The following is a 17,220-nucleotide window of genomic DNA, read 5'->3' on the forward strand; positions in this document are numbered from 1 at the left end:
GCCCGCTTGGGAGACTGTTTCCCGAAGGATTCGTGAGGCGCTGCAGGAGGCGGCGCCTGAGCCGGAACTGAGACGGCAGGTGGAGGCTGTGCTTCAGCGCAAATTGCGCTTGTATGCCGCAGCGCCGCTGTGGGTTGTGCCCGAGTTGCCTCGGCGGATGGCCGACTGGTTGGGGCTCTCAGAGGATTTGGGGGGGGAGCTGGCGACTCTGGCCTTCCTCTATCACTGTGCGGCTGATGTGATCGATGACGCACAGGATGGCGAGTTGGCCTCGATTCCGGCCTGGGAAGGTGGCGATTGGCCGGATGCCGTGACCGTGGGCTTGTTTCTACTGTCGTTGCACAGCGCTCAATTGGCGGCCCTGAACGTTTCCCCCAGCGCGCGCGTGGCCTGTGTGCTGGCTTTCGGGCGAGCTGGCCTGGCGCTCAGTCGGGGCCAGCACCTGGACCTCAGAGCGCATCCAGAAGCGGATTGGGGGGAAGCAGACGTGTTGGCCGTTGGAGACCTGAAGGCGGGGGGCGCGCTGGGAGTCCTGACGGAGCTGGCCCCGCTGGCGGCTGGTCTCAGCGAAACGGCCCACTGGCGGGCGCTTGGTGTGGCGGCGGGACGTTTCTTTCAATTGGCCAGCGACCTCGAGGCCTATCTCAAGCCCGCGCCGCATGCCGACCTGGCTTGGGCGAAGCTGACCCTGCCGTTGCTGGCCGCTCGTCAATTTGATCCGGTTCTGGCGACCGTGTGGTCGGCGGGTTTACCGCTCGATGTGGAGCATCAGGAACGCCTGCGCCTGGCTGTATGTCAATCCGGCGGGCTCACCTATGCGAAATGGCGCCTGGAGGTCTTGCATCGAGAGCTGACGATGGACCTGGCCAAGTTTGGAGATGACGCCTTGTCAGCGCTACTGGCGCCCGTCTGGGCCACGGCTTTGGGCGTGGTCGAACCTGCCCCCGTATGACGCGCGACGGTGAGGCTTCCGGGGCTATCCACCGTCGCCTCCTGGGGCGTCTGGGCTTGCTCGTCTGCGCGTGCGTGTTTTTCGCTCTCTGGGGCTCGGTCTTGCTTCGCCTGGTGGCCGGGATTGGTGAACCTGATGCGGGCTTTCGGGTCAACCGGGTGGCGACCGTGTGGATCACCAATGAGCCTTACACGCGGGGAGTCCGGGCCGGCTTGCGGCCAGGCGATCAGGTGGTGGCCGTGCAGGGCGTTCCCATCCCCGATGGCCCCGATTTTCTGCGGCAGGTGAGTTCACTCGGGAACCAGAAAAGCGCCCGCTACACGGTGCTTCGTGGGGACCAGACACTTCAGTTCGAGGTGGCTGTTGTCCCCCTCGGGGGGTTGGACTGTCTGGGCATTTACGGTGTGCGTGCCTTTCTGGCTCTGGCCATGGCCGTCATGGGGCTGGCCGCTGCCTGGCTTCGGCCAGACAACCCAGCCGCTCGTGCCAATCTGGTTTTCTGTCTTGGCTGGGCCTGCTATGCCCTTCTGGATATCGATTTCGAGCGAACTTACACGTGGCATCCCCTCTGGTATTACGCCAGCGTCTTCCTCTATGCCAGTGGCGCGCTGAGTCTGGCGCTCAACTTTCCCCAGCCCCTTCAAGTCAGGGAGTCGCGCGCGCGACTCCAAGTCTTGCCCTATGGGCTGGCGGCTGCGTTGTTTCTGTGGGTTGCAGGGGCTTTCTGGCAGGGGGGGATTGGCCTGGCCGCCGTGGAACTTGCCGAGCAAATCGGAACCATCTGGGCCAATGGGGTCCTTGCCATCGGTCTGGCCCTTTTCCTGTGGCGTCTGCGCCACGCCAGCGTGGGGCGCGAGAGGGCACAGTTACAGGTCTTGCTTTTGGGGGTCGCGCTGGCCTACCTGCCCTATGCCTTGCTGGTCAACTTGCCCCTCTTACTGACGGGGCAACCTCCTGCGCCCGCCATTCTTCTGGGGGCGTCGTCGCTCTTTGCCTTGTTTCCCCTGAGCGTCAGTTACGCCATCGCCAAGCACGGCTTGTTCGACATCGAGATCATCGTCAAGCGGACGACCACGTATGCCTTGGTGACGTCAGCGTTGTTCGGGGGCTACTTTGCTCTGGCTGCTGGGGTGCGTTGGCTGGCTCTCCGCTTGGGTTTGCAGGGGTCGGATTGGGAAAATGCGCTGGTCACAGCCGTCATCGTGGTGTTGTTTGTGCCGGTCCGGGATGCGCTCGCTCGCATGGTGGACCGGCTCTTCTTTCGCGTGCCTTACGACTTTCGCGCGGTGGTTGCCCGAGTCCACGCGCTGTCTCGGGAAACCCTCGACCTCGATGTCCTGAAATCCGACTTTTTGAACATCCTTGATGCGGCCTTGGCTCCCCGCTACAGTTACATCCTGACGCGCGAGGCAGCCGGAGACATGCTGGTGGCTCAGGGCCCGGCAGCGGTTCGAGGGCAGGCGCCGTTTGCCGAACTGCTGGTGCACGTGGGGGACGAACTGCTCCAGCGCGCAGGCCTGCATCGAGACTTTTCCTATGTCCCTGGGTCTGGCAAGACCAGTCCCACCTCGATGTTGGCGGCGCTCGGCCCCCACGAGCGGATTCCCCTGCTGGTGGGAGACGAGGTGGTGGGCCTCGTGGTGTTGGGCCCTCGGCGCTCCGACAAGGAATATGCCTCCGAGGATCGAGACCTTCTAGCGGCCATCCGTTTACCGTTGGCGGCCGCCATCAAGACGGCATCGCTGGTCGAGGACCGTCTCTTCAAGGAACGCGTCGCGCAGGACCTCCGTCGGGCACGGGAGGTGCAACAGGCGATGCTGCCGGCAGAATTGCCTGACGTGCCAGGCTATGGGTTTGCCGCCCGCTCGGAGGCTTGCTACGAAGCCTCTGGAGATTACTACGATTGCCTGGCGTTGCCGGATGGCCGCGTCGCCCTGGCGATCGCGGACGTGGCGGGAAAAGGCTTTGCCGCGGCGTTGGCCACGGCGATGTTGAAATCCTGCTTGCTCAACCAGACCCAGCAGGACCCCGGCGTCATGCCCACGCTGTCCGCCTTGAATCGCTTGTTGGTGTCGGTCACCGCTCACGCCTCCGTGAAGTCGTTTACCAGTTGCGCCTACGCGTTGCTGGAGCCTTCCTCCGGACTTGTTCAATTCGCCTGCGCCGGCCATTTTCCCCCGCTGCACTGGCAGGCGCGCACCGGCAGGGTGCTGGAACCAGCGATCTCAGGTAGTTTTCCGCTCGGAGTCAGATCGTCCTTGACCTGCACCAGCCATGCCCTCCATCTGGAACCCGGCGACGCGCTGGTGTTTTACACCGATGGCATCACCGAGGCCACGGCGCCTTCCTCCCACCATTCCGGAGAGCTCGAATTTTACGAAGTCGAGAGGGTCAAGACCGTCGTGGCGACTCACGGCGGCGAATCGGCTTCGTCGTTGCTGGAAGCCATTTACCGCGATGTGAGGGCATTTACCGCAGGGGACGCCTTGAGCGACGACATGACCCTCCTCGTCGTCAAGTGGCACGGGGCAGAGGCCAACGGCCTGGCTGAACGGTCCTGAGCCGGGGTTCCTGGGACGCGAGTTGGGCGGTTCAGACCAGATTCCAGCGGTGCATCGAAGCGATTGAAACGAGCAGTAACACGCTGGCGAGCAAGGATTCCATAAGAAATGACTTCCCGAACAGGACCTCGTCGCAGGTCAAAGGGACGAACTCCGTGTGATTTCTATCACATGGGACCAGCCGTCAGAGAGGGTGTCAACCCTGCCTCCCCCGGCTGGAACCCGGCTTCTCAGTGGAGGCCCTCCGCGTCATCGTTCCCGGCCATGCTGGCTGCGATCTGAGCCAGGCGTTCATCCAGTCGCAGCAGGGCTTCTTGGGCGTGTGCCGCGTGAGGCTCCGTCTCTGCCAAGCTGGCATAGTGCGCCCGCGCCTGCGCGAGCCGGTGGGTCTGCTCGAGCCATTCGGCGACTTGAAGGCGGAGGGCGTGGCGGGCCGGGTCGTGTTCAAGACTTCGCAGCGCCGCTTGCAAGGCCGCCTCCCGGTTGCCCAGGTGAGCGTGGGCTTGCGAGAGGTGCGCTTGAATGTCGGCGTGGTCGATGCCCAGGGCGATGGCGCGTTCGAATTCCAGGACCGCCTGGCGGAAGTCTCCCAGCCCGAACTGAATCTCTCCCTGCAGGACAAAGATCGGAGGGTAATCCCCGTGAATCTCCTTCACCAGGTGGAGTTGGGTCAGGGCTCGACGCACGTCCCCTTGGGCCACGCAAACCTCTGCGAGGTGAAAGCGGGCCACCACCGCAGAACGGTCCAGGAAGATGGCGCGCTCGAACGCCTTGATCGCCTCGTCGCCGCGTTGGGCCTGTTGATGCACCATGCCGAGGCGAATGTAGGCATCCGTGTAGTCCGGGTCGCTCTGAACAGCCCTGGTGAAGTATCCCGCCGCTTCCGGCAACCGCTCCTGTCGCACGGCCAGTTCACCCAGTAGATAATTGACGAGTGCGTGTCTCACGTCGACGTCGTGAGCTCGTTTGAGCCACGCCTCGGCTTTCTCGAACTGCTCACTGCTCATGTCAATGCGTCCCAATGCGAGGAGAACGTCCACTGCAAAGGGGTCAGTCTCGAGGGCCTTGAGCAGCAAAGGGTGCGCGCGCTGGAACTCGCCAGCCTCATAGGCTGCCAGCCCATCTTCGCGGGGGCGAATTTCCTGCTCCGGGATCCCCCCGTTCAGGATTGTTTTGAGGTATTTGTTGAACACGAAGCTCCCTCGTCGCCGTTTTGCACCCCTCAAAATATACCCGCGACTCACCCGGCGACGTGGGGAATGACAACCCGGTTGGGAGAGGAGCCGCGTATGGCGAGAGCAGCAAGGATTGCCCTGGTACACGATGGCCTCGCCACGGCCGGGGGCGGGGGCGGGGCCGAGCGGGTGCTCGCGACGCTTCACGAGCTTTTGCCGGCTGCGCCGATTTTTACCACGGTATACGCGCCCGCGCGGATGCCGGACGGCATGCGGGATTGGGACATTCGAACCACCTTTCTGCAGCGTCTTCCAGGTGGTCCGACGGCCTATCAGCGATATTTCCCGCTCTTTCCTCTCGCCGCCGAATCGATAGACCTGCGTGGTTTCGACATCGTGGTCAGTTGCAGTCACGCTGTCGCCAAGGGCGTTTTGGTTGACAGTCAAGCTTTCCACATGTGCATGTGTTACAGTCCGCTGCGTTATGTTTGGGATATGTATCAGGAGTACTTGCAGATTGAGCGCCTTTCGCCCTTGCATCGGGCCCTGCTCCCTCTGCTGATGCACTATTTGCGGACCTGGGATGCGCTCTCTGCCGCTCGTGTGGATGAATTCGTGGCCATTTCGCACTATGTCAGGCGTCGCATCGAAAAGTACTACCATCGGCCGGCCCATGTGATCTATCCGCCCGTGGATATTCTCAAGTCCAGCCAACAACCTGCCGACTATTATCTGGTCGTGAGCCGGTTGGTGGCCTACAAGCGCATCGACATGGTCGTGGATGCCTTCAATCGGCTCGGGTGGCCCTTGGTGGTGATTGGAGATGGTGGGGAGCGTGCGAACTTGGAACGCCGCGCGAAGTCCAATATCCGTTTCCTCGGGCGTCAGTCGGATACGGTGGTCCGTGACTACCTCGCACAGGCGCAAGGTTTCATCTTTCCAGGGGTTGAAGACTTCGGCATTGCGCCGGTGGAGGCGATGGGGGCGGGGCGACCAGTGGTGGCCTTTGCCCGGGGTGGAGCGGCGGAGACGGTACGAGATGGCGAGACCGGGGTGCTTTTTACCGAACACACGGTGGAGGCGCTGGTGGCTGCCCTGGAGCGTTGCCGCGGGCACGCCTTCGATGCAGACGCCATCACGCGGCACGCGGAACAATTTTCCAGCGCTCGCTTCAAACGCGAATTCACGGCGCACCTGGCGCGGCGGATCAAGACCATGGGGTTCGAACCCCCGGAGGGCGCGTGACGGTTTCATTTGGCAACGATGCGTTGTTGGTGCCCTCCTACCCGGGGGCCTTGTCACCGGAAGACAGCCTCAACCACAGCCGCTTCAAACGCTTGACGGACATCCTGGTCAGCGCGGGCGGTCTGTTTCTGCTCGCCTGGCTCTATGGCGCGATCGCCCTGCTGATCAAGTGGGACTCGCCGGGGCCCGTCCTGTTTCGGCAGACGCGCTTGGGCAAGGGCGGGGTGCCTTTCACCATCCTGAAGTTCCGGACCATGAGGGAGGACCTCGACCACGAGATGGCCGTTGCCCGGCACCCCGAAAATCGGCGGGAGCTGCTGTACAAGAATGCGCACGACCCTCGTCTGACGCGGGTGGGGCGCTGGCTGCGTCGCAACAGCCTGGACGAACTGCCGCAGTTGCTGAACATCCTGCGTGGCGAAATGGCCCTGGTTGGTCCGCGGCCCCTTCCCGTCGAGGACACGCGCTACTACCGGGATTGGCATTGGGGACGTCTGACCGTGCTGCCCGGCCTGACTGGGCTGTGGCAAGTGAGCGGTCGCTCCAGGCTGTCGTCCGAGGAAATGGTGCGTCTGGACCTGTACTACATCGAGCACTGGTCGCCTTGGATGGATCTGCTCATCATCGCGAAGACCTTCTGGGTAGTGATGACGCGCGACGGGGCATACTGATCCATAACACCAGGTCTCGGTTGGCGTCGCGGTTCAAACCCGCGCCTTGCAGGTGAGCCAGAGACATGGATCTGAAGTTTTATGCCGGCGTTTTGATTCGTCGCTGGTGGATGATCGCCCTGACGACTCTCATCGTGTGTGGCGTGACCTGGCTCAAGGCCTCGGCGCAACCGGTGGTGTACTCTGCTGAGGTGCGGCTGCTTTACGAGGCCAACACGATTGCCAACTCGGTGCTCGGCTCGGTTGGGTTGATGATGCCATCGTGGAACAACCCGGTGAACACGCAACTGCAATTGATCAAGACGCGCCCCAATCTGGAAACCGTGATGGAACGGCTCGCGATTCCACAGGCCAACCGACCGGCATTCTATGATGCACTGAACGCGGGTTTGAGTGCCAGTATTGGTGGAAACACCGACATCATTGTGGTTCGTTACTCGTCTCAAGACCCCGTCCAGACCGTGCGTGTCGTCAATGAAGTCGGCCGCGTATTCATCGAAACCAACAAGTCGCAACGCCAAGAGACGGCGCGGCAGACGCGTCAATTCATCGAGCAACAGCTCGCCAGGACCGAACGCATGCTGAATGAGGCCGAAGAGGCAGTGGCCCGTTTCCGCCAGTCTGAGCGAATTTTCAACGTATCGGATGTCGGGGCTGGCACGGCTGGTAAGCTGGCCTCGATCGATTCCGAAACGATGGACATCGGGTTTCAGCGCTCCATCATCGAGGCCAAAGCGGCCGATGCGCGACGTCATCTGGAAGTCACTGACCTGGATTTGGCGAAGCGTCTCGAAAAGCTGCGCGTCGATCCGGCCTTCAACGCCCTGCAAGCGGAGGGGGCCCGCGCCGAGGCCGCGATCGCGCTCACGCGTGCGCAGTTCAAAGACGATTCCTTGGAAGTGCGCGAGGCACAGAAGCGGCTCGAACGGGTCAAGTCCGCTCTGGCCAGCCGGGTCAGACGCTTACTCGGCAATGGCCTCACGGAGGATGAACTCGCTCTCGGGCGTACGCCTACGGAATCGCGTTACTTATCAGAGTTGATCGGGGCCGAATCCGAACTGGTCATGCTGAATGTCCGAGAAAAAGCCCTTGCCTCATCGAAGGTACTTTACGAGGCGAAATTTGCGTCCTTGCCGGCCAAGGAGCAGCAGATGAGTCGCTTGCTCCGGCAGAAGGCGGCCACCGAGGAAACGTACAACGTTTTCGTGCGCCGGATGCAGGAGGCGCGCATCACCGAAGCCATCTCTGTCGGAAGCATGCGTCTGGTCGAGGAAGCCCGCGAGGCCAGTGCATCTTTTGCCCCTATGGCGAAGATGGTGGCGGTTTCAGCCCTGATGGGGGTGATGTTTGGGGCGGCGATCGCCATGCTGGTGGAGTACCTGGATGACCGCATTCGGCGTCCAGAGGATGCCGAGTCGGTGCTCGACCTGCCCATTCTTGGCATGTTGCCGTGGGTGGAGGGGCGAGAAGCGGCCACCAAGCGCCTGGTCGTCCTGGAAGACCCACGCTCTCCCGTGACCGAATCCTACCGTGCCCTTCAGACTTACACGCGCATGGTGGACCCAGACGTCGAGCATCAGGCCGTGCTGATTACCAGCCCTGGCCCCAAGGAGGGCAAGTCCACGGTGCTGGCCAACCTGGCCATCACCTCCGCCCAACTCGGTCGGCGCACCCTGATCATCGATACGGACCTGCGGGCCCCCTCACAGCATATCAATTTCGACCGCCCCAACCTCATGGGGCTTTATGACGTGGTGTACGAGAGCCTGGCGCCTGAGGAGGCCATTCAACCCACTGACGTGGACAACCTGGATATTCTCTGTACGGGACCGGTCCCCCCAGACCCGGTATCCACGCTGCATTCTGAATCCTTCAAACGCCTGGTGACGCGCCTGCGGAGGGATTACGATGCCATCTTCTTCGATGCGCCGCCCATCAACTTTTTCACCGATGCCGCGGTACTCGGGCGCCTGGTCGACAGCGTGCTGCTGGTGGTCGACGTTCGCTCGACGACCCGTCAACACACGGTGACGGCCAAGGATTTGCTGGTGAAGGCACGCGTGCCGCTGCGGGGCATGGTGGTCAAAAACATGTCCTACAAGATGAGCCGTTACCACAATCGCTACTTTGAGCGCTACTACATGGACCGGCTCAAGAACATGGCGGACGACTAGAGCACCGGTCAAGTTCCGCGCCGGCGTGGATGGCGACGGGCCGCCGTCCGCCACGACTTTCCTCCCGCACGTGTGCTGGCGCTACGAGTCACCCGTGCTAGTCTTGCCCCGAAGCACCAGGCCGATCCGCTTGCGGCGCTCAGGTTGCTCTGGGCGGCCTCTCGCCATCTGCGTGGGGCGCCGACGCCCGTGCGGCGATCTGCGCGGCCCAGGGTGTGGCGCGTCGGGTTGTCACGTGTTCTGGAGCGGTGCTTGAGAGGGGGGGCCATGTTCGGGTTCATCTGGATGTTGTTGGTGGCTGCCATCGTGGGATTCCTCGGCGATGCTTTGGCGCCGGGGCGCATGCCGGGCGGTTGGTTGGGGGCCGTGGTGGCAGGAATCGTGGGGTCCGCCATCGGTGGCTACCTGTTCTCCGCGGCTGGATTGCCAATCGGGCCTGTCATCGCCGGATTCGCCATGATTCCTTCGATCATCGGGGCGGCCTTGCTGGTGTGGTTGTTAAGTGCCCTGGCCGGGCCCTTGGCTCGCTGGGGCCGTTGACCCGGGGCGTCTGGGGCGCTCGATGGGCTCGGGGTGAAGCGCGTGAAGAGAGGGGGAGCGTGGCGTGATGCGTTTGGCTTGGATGTTGTTCGGGGCGGCTGTGGGGGCGATGGGGACGGCGTTGATGACGCCTCGGACCGGCCGAGAGTGTCGGCAGGCCATCGGTGAGCGTGTTCAGGCACGCTGCGGGGAAGCGCTGGCGCAGGGGCGCATACGTGCGACGGAACTCATTCGCAGCACCAGGGACGCCATGGAAGGCAAGGCAGGTGGACAGGGGCCCACCGAGTTCTCGGCGGAACCCAAACAGGCCTCGACAGGAGAGGGGCCCGGTCAACCGGAAAGCCCAGGTACACCACCGGCCCCCGTGGCCGGAGGGCCCCCGGCAGCCTGACAGGCGTTCGTTCACGGCCCCCAAGGGCCCAGCCCATCGCGCCCCGCCGATCAGTTCAGCGCGGCAAGCGGCAGGTTGGGCTCGTAAGGGCCGTGATAGGCGTATTCCCCGCCTTCCAGGGAAACCTCCGCGCGCCCAAGAACCCCTGAGACGAGGCCTCTCGCAGAATTTTCCACGGCGAGGACGGTCACCCCCAAAGCGCTGGCGATGTCACCTACCTGCTTGCCGTCGAGGGTCAGGTCCGTGCCGTCTTTGAGCATGATGCGGGAGAGAACCACGGCATCTCCCAGACTTTGCCCTGCCAGGCTGGTGGTGATGTCATGGTAAGTCAGCAGGCCCGTCACGGTGATTTGCTCACCCCAGAAACTGCTTTTCAGGACGGCCAGCGTCACCGTCAGGCCTTCGACCTGGTTCAGGCGGTCCACCAGCGGGGCCAGCACGCGCTCCCCTGCCTGGCCTGTGACCACTGTGACGCGTCGGGGCGAGGTCAGGCGTACCGGCAGGTGCTTCGCCAGACGTTTGAATTCGTGGGCCATCAGCGCGGCTCCTCCGACCCCATCTCCCAGTTGCCAGTAGTCGCCATAATGCGCATGGCCAGGAATGGGCAGGTCTGCGATCAGGTAGAATTCATCGCCCAGGCGAACGGTGGGGTCCCCCCAGCGAGCGCGGTAATGCGTTTGCCAGCGGCGCACCTGCGCGATCGTGGCACGGGCCAGTTCCGGCGAAACCGGCGACAGTTTCGGCAGGTACTGGCGGAACTGCGTCAGACCGACGGGTACGATCGCCACCGAGAGCAGATGGGGCTTGAATTCTTCCAGGTCTCGCAGGGTGCGCTCAAGTTCCGGACCATCGTTGAAACCCGGACAGAAGACAATCTGGGCGTGAAAGTCGATGCCGTTCGCCGCCAACCGACGGAGTTGCCGCTTGATCTCTCCGCCCCGCGGATGCTTGATCATCTCCGCGCGAAGGGCCGGGTTGGTGGTATGGACTGAGACGTTCAACGGCGACAGGCGATCGCTGTAGATCCGTTTCCAGTCGTGGGTCTTGAGGTTGGTCAGGGTGATGAAATTGCCCTGCAGGAAGCTCAGGCGGTAATCATCGTCCATGATGTACAGCGAGTGCCGCAAGCCTCGTGCCATCTGGTGGATGAAGCAAAATGAACACTTGTTGTGGCATTCGATGATGTTGTCGAACACCGCCAGCTCAAAGTGGAGGCCAAAGTCCTCGTGAATCTCCTTGGCCTGGGCGAAGAAGCACACCTTGCCTTCGCGCAGCACTTTCAGGCGAACGAATTCCTCCGCCATCTCATAGCGGTAATCGATGATGTCCCGCAGCGTCTTGCCGTTGATCGCCAGCAGACGATCCCCAGGACGGAGATCGAGCCGGGCAGCAAGGCTGCCCGGCTCGACAGAGGCAATCAGACCGCCTTGCGGCTTATTCCTCGTCCGACGTCCCATCAGACTCCTCAGAATCGCCCATGGTCACGTCCTGCGCAACCTCACGGAGACTCAGCGAAATGCGGCGGTCTTCGGGGCGGAAGCGCTTGATCACGGCACGCAGTTCTTGACCGACGGTGACCACCTCTTCGGGCTTGACCTGGCGGTCGGACATTTCAGCGGTGGGCAGGAGGGCTTCCACGCCGGGTTCAATTTCGACAAAGGCGCCGAACGAAGCCAGCTTGGTCACGCGACCGTCGATCACTTCGCCCTCACGGAAGCGCTCCGCCAACGTGGTCCACGGATCGGGCTGGAGTTGCTTGAGGGAGAGCGAGATCTTGTGGCTGTCGCGATCCACCTTGAGCACCTTGAGCGTCAAGTCATCGCCGATCTTGAGCAGGTCGGACGGGTGCTGGATCCGCTGCCAGGAAATTTCGGAGATGGGGAGCAGACCGTCGATTCCGCCAAGGTCGATGAACGCGCCGAAGTCTGCGATGCGAACCACCTTGCCCTCGACGATTTGACCCACTTCCAAGGACGCCAACGTTTCCGAGCGTTGCTTGCCCTTCTCCGCCGCGATCGCCTGGCGGTGCGACAGGATCAGCTTGTTCCGGCGCTGGTCGACTTCGATGATCTTCAGCGGCAGTTCCTGACCAATCAGTTCCTCGTGGGGGCCCTTGGTCCGCAATTGAGACGCGGGAACGAATCCACGGAGCTTGTAGCAGTCGACAATCACGCCACCCTTGACCACGTCCTTGACGGGTGCATTGATGGTCCGTTCTTCCTCGTAATCCTTGACGGCTTGAATCCAACCACGGGCCTGGTCTACCCGCTTCTTGGACAGCGTCAGCTGGCCATCTTCGTTTTCCTCACGCAGGATGTAGAGTTCCAGTTCGTCGCCCACTTGGACGAACTCACGGGGGTCACCCACCGGGGTGCTCGAAAGTTCGCGGATGGGAATGACACCTTCCGACTTGCCGCCCACGTCGACGAGCACTTCGTCGGGGCCGACTTTGATGACGAACCCGTTCACGATGTCTCCTTGCTGGAGATTCCGGAAAGTCGATTCGTAATCGATGTGTCCAAATTCGAGGGTGTCATCCACTTGAGGCATGTTTCGAGAGGTCCCTTGTCCTGAGTTTTGCTTGGGGGCCATCGTGCAGGTCTTGTGGGCCGATGACCGGGGCGTGGCGGCGCGTGGTGGACCACCACTGGGAAGACGGCGGCCGGATGGAACCAGACCGAGTGGCATTTATCGTACCAGCTGATGCCGAAACACCGCAAGAGAACCCGATCGGAGGTCTCATCACGCGTGACGGCTCGCAGACACCGGCGCTTTTGAGACCTGCCGGCGGGCTTGTGTGTTACGCTGCGGTAGCCGTCCTTGGCGGACTGGTGCAGCACCGTGGGCCTCGTTCTCATCTGACCGTCGATTTCAACTCCTGCGGGATGAGAGTGTGGTTCGGAAAGGCAGAGGAACCCCGTTTTGATGTGGACCTGGCCGCGCCATCCCCTGCGCTGGGCGATCGTCGTCGCGTGGATGGGCCTGATTTTTTGGATGTCCTCCCAGAGCGCTTCGGGGGCGCAGAGCGAGTGGCTGCTGAACTTTCTGGCCTCGGCCCTCGGGCTGGAACCCGCTCCACCGGGTGGGGGTGTCCTGCATCTGGGTCTGCGCAAGCTGGCGCATTTCAGCGAGTATCTGGTCCTGTCGGCCCTGTTCCTGCACGCACTGGAGGAGCAGCCCCGGCGTGTGCTTCAAGCGCTGCTCTATACCGTGGCTTATGCCGTCACGGATGAATGGCATCAGACCTTGGTTCCTTCCCGGGTCGGAGCCCTGACGGATGTCTTGATCGACTCCGCCGGGGCCTTCACGGCGACCTTGCCGGCGCTCTGGGCGCGCAGGGGGAGCTGATTCGGAATGCCAGCGATGGATTGGCTGGCGGGCGTGTTGCGCCTGCTCTACCGGCGGCCTTGCCTGGTCTGTCAGCGCCATCAGGACGACGTGCTGTGTCAGCGGTGCCGATTCAGCCCTCCCGCGCCTCCTCGTTGGGAGGTGCCGGCCGGTATTACCGGCGTGCTGGTCGGGGCCACCTACGGTGCGGCACCGCGGGTGCTGGTCCGCGCCCTCAAGTACCGGGGCGAACGAGCGGCTATCGGGCCTCTGGTGGAGGCCTTTCCGGCCTCGCCCCCCTGGCCCCACCCGTTGGACTGGGTCGTCCCTGTGCCGGCCCATCGGGAGCGCCTCCTGCAGCGTCCGCTGGACCACGCTTGGGAACTGGGGCACGCGCTCGCCCACCGTTATCGGATGCCGTGTCGACGAAGCTTGCGCCGTGTCCTCGCCACGCCGCTGCTGCATCCCCTTGGGCCACGGGCACGACGAGCGGCGATCGATGGCGCGTTTCAGGTGGTGGATGACTGCCGTGGGAAGCGCCTGCTTCTGCTGGATGACGTGCTCACGACGGGCGCCACGGCGGAAGCCTGCGCCCGAGCCCTGCGGGACCACGGGGCCCGGGAAGTCTGGCTGGCCGTGACGACGGCGGTTCCCAGGCCCCCATCAGGGGACTGCCCTCAGGGGGACGCCAGCGGTTCACAGCCCTGGCAGAGGGCCTGAATATCCTCCCGGCCCACCTGCCGAAGGGCTTCTCCGTAGTGAGCGTGCCAGTTGAGATCCCCGGCAATGGCGGCGCCATATCCCAGGGCCCAGACGTCGGCTGAAATGGTGGTGTCCGGCGATCGCCAGCGGGTCAGGACACGTGTCTGGGCGGCCGACAGCTCCTCCAACGTGATCAGGTCGGACCGCATGGCCTCCGTCAGGTGTTGGCAGGCGGTTTCGGCCGCGCTTGCACTGGCCACGGGACTGGCCGCTGGCAAGCCATCCCACACCAGCGCCGTGCCCCCCCGACGCCGTTCGAACCGTGGCACGCCCAGGTGTGCGGGGGTCCGGGTTCGCAGGACTTCAGCGGCCAATTCCAGGGCGGCTTGCTCTTTCCACGCACCAGGGGCTGGTCCACGCAGCCAGCGACGGGCGGTCCCGCCCGACTTGGGAGAGGCCTGAACAGACTGAGGTTGCCGTGAAGCCGAGTTCAGCTGCGTGGGGCGCTTGGAACTCACGACCAGGGTGAACGCCTCCGGGGGCAATCGCTGCGACAGGTAATCGGCGAGCGTGGAGGTGGCCACAGGTGGCTTGGGTTCGCCTTCGAGTCTTGCCGTCCAGGCGTCCCCTTCCGTGCGTCGCACCCGATTGAGTGTTGCGCGCAGGGCATCGACCGTCGTCGGCCCCTCACTGTTTCGACGCAATCGGATGTGGCCCGGACGGACCTCGATGGGGTCGGGCGGCGAGGCGTCGCCCTCGCGAAAGGATTGGGCAAGCAGGTCTGCCAGGGCCATCGGCAAGTCAGGCTCCTCGCTGTTTTCTTCCGGTGGCTCCAGGGCCACCCAAAGGTCCCAATGCGTCGGTCCCAAGTTCGCATCGGGCATCATCACGATGCGATAGCCTTCCGGCGTGCGCTCACTGGTCAGCGGGCGCTCGACGGCCGCAGCCAGCGCGGCGGCTGTGGCCTGGCCGGGAGATTGGCCGTCGGCGCTGGCCTGGTGGCTGTGGCCGAGGGTCATCAGAAAGCTGGCCAAAACGAGACACGCCGAGCCGCGGGCGCTCATGGTGACGGACCTTCTGAACCCGCCGCACTGGCGAGCCCTGCGGCCTGCTCGTGGGCGGACGCCAGCTGGTCTTGCCACGCCTGCGCCACCATCAGTTGCAACACCTGGAACAGTCGTTCCTGGACCAAACTCACCGTCATACGCTCCTCCAGGGAGAAAGGCGCCCCCCGGACCAGCGATTGCGACCGGGTGTGCAGCGCCAGCACGGCGTGTTCCAGTTGAAGGAGAGAGGTCCCCTGACAGATCAAACGATCCAACTCCGCCCGAACCTCCGGGTAGACGGTGAATTCCTGAAATCGCTCCAGCCATCCGTTGCGTTCGTCTTCATTGCTCGTGAGCTTGGCCACCAATTTGGTGGCGAAGGTGTGAGCCAATCCGCTCCAGGCCTTTTCGCCACCCTTGAGAGCCGTCTCCACGTGGTCCTCTTTCCACCAGTCCTGGATGACTTGCGGGAAGTGGCCTTGGAGGTAGCGAGACCAATCCTCGACAGACATCTGCATGGCTGAGCGCATCTGCCGACGGAGGGTCGGTTCCTTGGCTGCGTCCTTGCGGGAAGTGGTGATGGCCGGCGCCTCGTCAGGCGCACAGACCACGCGACACACCCGGTCCCGGCCCTCGCTCTTGGCCTGATACAGCGCCTTGTCCGCCTGCTCGAACAGGGCTTGAGCGGGCAGCAGGCTCAACACATCCGCCGCCAGGCCCAGACTGGCCGTCACCTGGAGCGGGGTTTGCCCACGCCCCCAGAAGGGGTGGGACTTGATGTTGCGACGGATCCGTTCTGCGACCTCCAACGCCGCATCGGCCGGTGTTTCCGGCAGGACGACGACAAACTCCTCGCCACCATATCGCGCCACCACATCGGTCTCTCTCACACTCTTGAGGAGGATGCGGGCCACGCCCTGGAGCACCTGGTCGCCCAGCAGGTGCCCGTGGGCATCGTTGAATTTTTTGAAGTGGTCCACGTCGAGCACGACCAGCGAGGTCGTGTGCTTGTAGCGCTTCGCGCGCGCCAGTTCCGCGTTCAGTTGCTCTTCGAAATAGCGTCGGTTGTATATCTTGGTCAAGCCGTCCGTGATGGCCAGTTGCTGGGTGGCCCGGTAAAGTTGAGCATTCTTGATGGCCACCGCTGCCTGGGAGGCCAGGATGCTCAGGAGCTTCTCGGCCACCGCGTCGAAGGCGTGAGGGGCCGTATTCAACAAGGCAATCACGCCCAGGACTTCCTGGTCGGTGGCCACTGGAACGGCCAGCAGGGAACGGAACCCGGCCAGCACCCCCACATCCATCGCATCGCGTTGAAGATCGTCAATGCGGGCTGCCCGGCGGTCGCGTGCCACTTGACCGATCAGGCCGTGGCCGAGAGGCAGCGTCAGTGGCGACGCTGAGGCTTGAGGCGAGGCCTGCACGTGCTTGACCAAGGTCGATTGGCCGGGGTCGAGCAGAAAAATCTGACAGTCGTCGTACCGGATCACGCGGCGCATTTCATGCGCGATCAGCGCCAGCGTCTGTTCCAGGTCGATCTGGCTTGAGATGCGGGTTGCCACTTGCTGGAGGATGGTGAGCTGCCGGTTGAATTCCGCCAGGGCCTCCTCCGAACGCTTGACCTGAATATAGAGCCGCACCCCGTAGGCGGTCGTGAACATGGGCAATAGCACCAGGCTCGCGCCCCACCAGCCCTGCTCGCGGTGCATGTAGGCCATCAGCAAGGCCATCGGGGCCATGGCGATGGTCACGAAGATTTCGGTGCGATCCTCGTCCCACAGTATTTTCAGGGGTGACACGCCCCGCTGCAGCGCCAGGTATCCATCGACGATCAGGAAATGGGTCGTGAGGTAGGCCACCACGGCTCGGGCCACATATACGTTGTCATCGGCCCCAGGATAGCCGTAGATGTAGACGTGGCCATAGGTGAGTGCGGTATGGGCCGCCAGGTAAGCGAGTGTGAGTTGTCCAATCTGAAAGGCCGCCAAGCCGAGCCGGCGCCGCGGTGGAATCAAGGCCGTCAGCAGGCTGACAACCGAGAGGACGGCGATCGCGGCATTCAAACCCAACATCAACAACGCGGCGAAGTTGATCAGGAACCCGGCCGTCATCCGACCTCCCCGGGGCAAGGGGATGTGGGTGACCTCCGCCATCAGGCCCAGCACGAGCAGCAAGTAGAAGGTCGGGTTGGCCAGCAGTGAGCCACGGGTGGCTGCTACCCAGTCTTTTCCGGCGCTCCAGGCTTCCAGCCAGGCCACCAGCCCCGCCTCCGCCAGCAGAGACCAGCCAGCGCCCAGCAGGCCAATTGTGGCCACGGAAACAAAAATCAGTCCGGCAAACCGCTGTTCAGGGCCTGTCGGAGAATCGGCCTGAGCCATGGAATGCGCCACCTACCTCGCAATGTTCCCTCGTTACCATACCCTATTTGTCGCCAGACAT

General features: G+C 63.3%; 13 protein-coding genes. 8 read left to right on the forward strand and 5 right to left on the reverse strand.

Going from position 1 to position 17,220, the window contains the following annotated elements:
- The first annotated feature begins 88 nt into the window (after positions 1-88).
- Both VKP62_00295 and VKP62_00300 read left to right on the forward strand, forming a co-directional pair.
- A complete protein-coding gene (locus tag VKP62_00295) occupies positions 89-952 on the forward strand; it encodes a polyprenyl synthetase family protein (protein MEB3195619.1) in 864 nt (287 codons plus the stop codon).
- Complete coding sequence (locus VKP62_00300; protein ID MEB3195620.1) at positions 949-3,513, forward strand: SpoIIE family protein phosphatase; 2,565 nt, start codon at positions 949-951, stop codon at positions 3,511-3,513. Before VKP62_00295 ends, VKP62_00300 begins: the two co-directional genes overlap by 4 nt.
- A 230-nt stretch (positions 3,514-3,743) precedes the next feature.
- On the opposite strand, the gene VKP62_00305 is transcribed toward VKP62_00300, so the two are convergent.
- Positions 3,744-4,706, reverse strand: a complete 963-nt coding sequence (locus VKP62_00305; protein MEB3195621.1) for a tetratricopeptide repeat protein — start codon at positions 4,704-4,706, stop codon at positions 3,744-3,746.
- Between the two features lie 96 nt (positions 4,707-4,802).
- Here VKP62_00305 and VKP62_00310 point away from each other — a divergent pair, with 96 nt between their 5' ends.
- The 4 genes from VKP62_00310 (at position 4,803) to VKP62_00325 (ending at position 9,318) form a co-directional block, all read left to right on the forward strand.
- Positions 4,803-5,933 carry a glycosyltransferase gene (locus VKP62_00310; GenBank protein ID MEB3195622.1) on the forward strand — a complete coding sequence of 377 codons (1,131 nt, stop codon included), beginning with the start codon at positions 4,803-4,805 and terminating at the stop codon, positions 5,931-5,933.
- The gene (locus tag VKP62_00315; protein ID MEB3195623.1) at positions 5,930-6,604 is read left to right on the forward strand and encodes a sugar transferase; all 675 of its coding nucleotides are present in this window, start codon (positions 5,930-5,932) and stop codon (positions 6,602-6,604) included. Before VKP62_00310 ends, VKP62_00315 begins: the two co-directional genes overlap by 4 nt.
- 65 nt (positions 6,605-6,669) lie before the next feature.
- Positions 6,670-8,778 (forward strand): polysaccharide biosynthesis tyrosine autokinase, encoded by a 2,109-nt coding sequence (locus tag VKP62_00320; GenBank protein ID MEB3195624.1) that lies wholly within the window; start codon positions 6,670-6,672, stop codon positions 8,776-8,778.
- Between the two features lie 267 nt (positions 8,779-9,045).
- The gene (locus VKP62_00325) at positions 9,046-9,318 is read left to right on the forward strand and encodes a GlsB/YeaQ/YmgE family stress response membrane protein (GenBank protein MEB3195625.1); all 273 of its coding nucleotides are present in this window, start codon (positions 9,046-9,048) and stop codon (positions 9,316-9,318) included.
- Positions 9,319-9,759: 441 nt separating this feature from the next.
- Here the strand turns inward: VKP62_00325 and VKP62_00330 are convergent, their stop codons facing one another.
- Both VKP62_00330 and rpsA read right to left on the reverse strand, forming a co-directional pair.
- Complete coding sequence (locus VKP62_00330) at positions 9,760-11,166, reverse strand: DUF512 domain-containing protein (GenBank protein MEB3195626.1); 1,407 nt, start codon at positions 11,164-11,166, stop codon at positions 9,760-9,762.
- Positions 11,144-12,259 (reverse strand): 30S ribosomal protein S1, encoded by a 1,116-nt coding sequence (gene rpsA / locus VKP62_00335; GenBank protein MEB3195627.1) that lies wholly within the window; start codon positions 12,257-12,259, stop codon positions 11,144-11,146. The genes VKP62_00330 and rpsA overlap by 23 nt, the downstream gene beginning before the upstream one ends.
- A 375-nt stretch (positions 12,260-12,634) precedes the next feature.
- Between rpsA and VKP62_00340 the strand changes: the two genes are divergently transcribed.
- Both VKP62_00340 and VKP62_00345 read left to right on the forward strand, forming a co-directional pair.
- Positions 12,635-13,057, forward strand: coding sequence for a VanZ family protein (locus VKP62_00340; protein MEB3195628.1), 423 nt, complete (start codon positions 12,635-12,637; stop codon positions 13,055-13,057).
- A gap of 6 nt (positions 13,058-13,063) precedes the next feature.
- Positions 13,064-13,756, forward strand: coding sequence for a phosphoribosyltransferase family protein (locus tag VKP62_00345; protein ID MEB3195629.1), 693 nt, complete (start codon positions 13,064-13,066; stop codon positions 13,754-13,756).
- Here VKP62_00345 and VKP62_00350 read toward each other — a convergent pair.
- Entirely contained in the window at positions 13,714-14,802 is a 1,089-nt protein-coding gene (locus VKP62_00350) for a hypothetical protein (GenBank protein MEB3195630.1), read from the reverse strand. The two genes, VKP62_00345 and VKP62_00350, sit on opposite strands and share 43 nt — an antisense overlap.
- The gene (locus VKP62_00355) at positions 14,799-17,159 is read right to left on the reverse strand and encodes a sensor domain-containing diguanylate cyclase (protein ID MEB3195631.1); all 2,361 of its coding nucleotides are present in this window, start codon (positions 17,157-17,159) and stop codon (positions 14,799-14,801) included. Before VKP62_00355 ends, VKP62_00350 begins: the two co-directional genes overlap by 4 nt.
- Positions 17,160-17,220 lie beyond the last annotated feature (61 nt).

Source organism: Candidatus Sericytochromatia bacterium (assembly GCA_035285325.1).
GTDB lineage: Bacteria > Cyanobacteriota > Sericytochromatia > S15B-MN24 > JAQBPE01 > JAYKJB01.

What these genes read in the sequence shown, in the direction of transcription:
- rpsA (MEB3195627.1), bottom strand. Translation starts at nt 12,259, where the DNA reads ATGCCTCAAGTGGATGACACCCTCGAATTTGGACACATCGATTACGAA.
- VKP62_00355 (MEB3195631.1), bottom strand. Translation starts at nt 17,159, where the DNA reads ATGGCTCAGGCCGATTCTCCGACAGGCCCTGAACAGCGGTTTGCCGGA.
- VKP62_00320 (MEB3195624.1), top strand. Translation starts at nt 6,670, where the DNA reads ATGGATCTGAAGTTTTATGCCGGCGTTTTGATTCGTCGCTGGTGGATG.
- VKP62_00350 (MEB3195630.1), bottom strand. Translation starts at nt 14,802, where the DNA reads ATGAGCGCCCGCGGCTCGGCGTGTCTCGTTTTGGCCAGCTTTCTGATG.
- VKP62_00325 (MEB3195625.1), top strand. Translation starts at nt 9,046, where the DNA reads ATGTTCGGGTTCATCTGGATGTTGTTGGTGGCTGCCATCGTGGGATTC.
- VKP62_00310 (MEB3195622.1), top strand. Translation starts at nt 4,803, where the DNA reads ATGGCGAGAGCAGCAAGGATTGCCCTGGTACACGATGGCCTCGCCACG.
- VKP62_00345 (MEB3195629.1), top strand. Translation starts at nt 13,064, where the DNA reads ATGCCAGCGATGGATTGGCTGGCGGGCGTGTTGCGCCTGCTCTACCGG.
- VKP62_00330 (MEB3195626.1), bottom strand. Translation starts at nt 11,166, where the DNA reads ATGGGACGTCGGACGAGGAATAAGCCGCAAGGCGGTCTGATTGCCTCT.
- VKP62_00300 (MEB3195620.1), top strand. Translation starts at nt 949, where the DNA reads ATGACGCGCGACGGTGAGGCTTCCGGGGCTATCCACCGTCGCCTCCTG.
- VKP62_00340 (MEB3195628.1), top strand. Translation starts at nt 12,635, where the DNA reads ATGTGGACCTGGCCGCGCCATCCCCTGCGCTGGGCGATCGTCGTCGCG.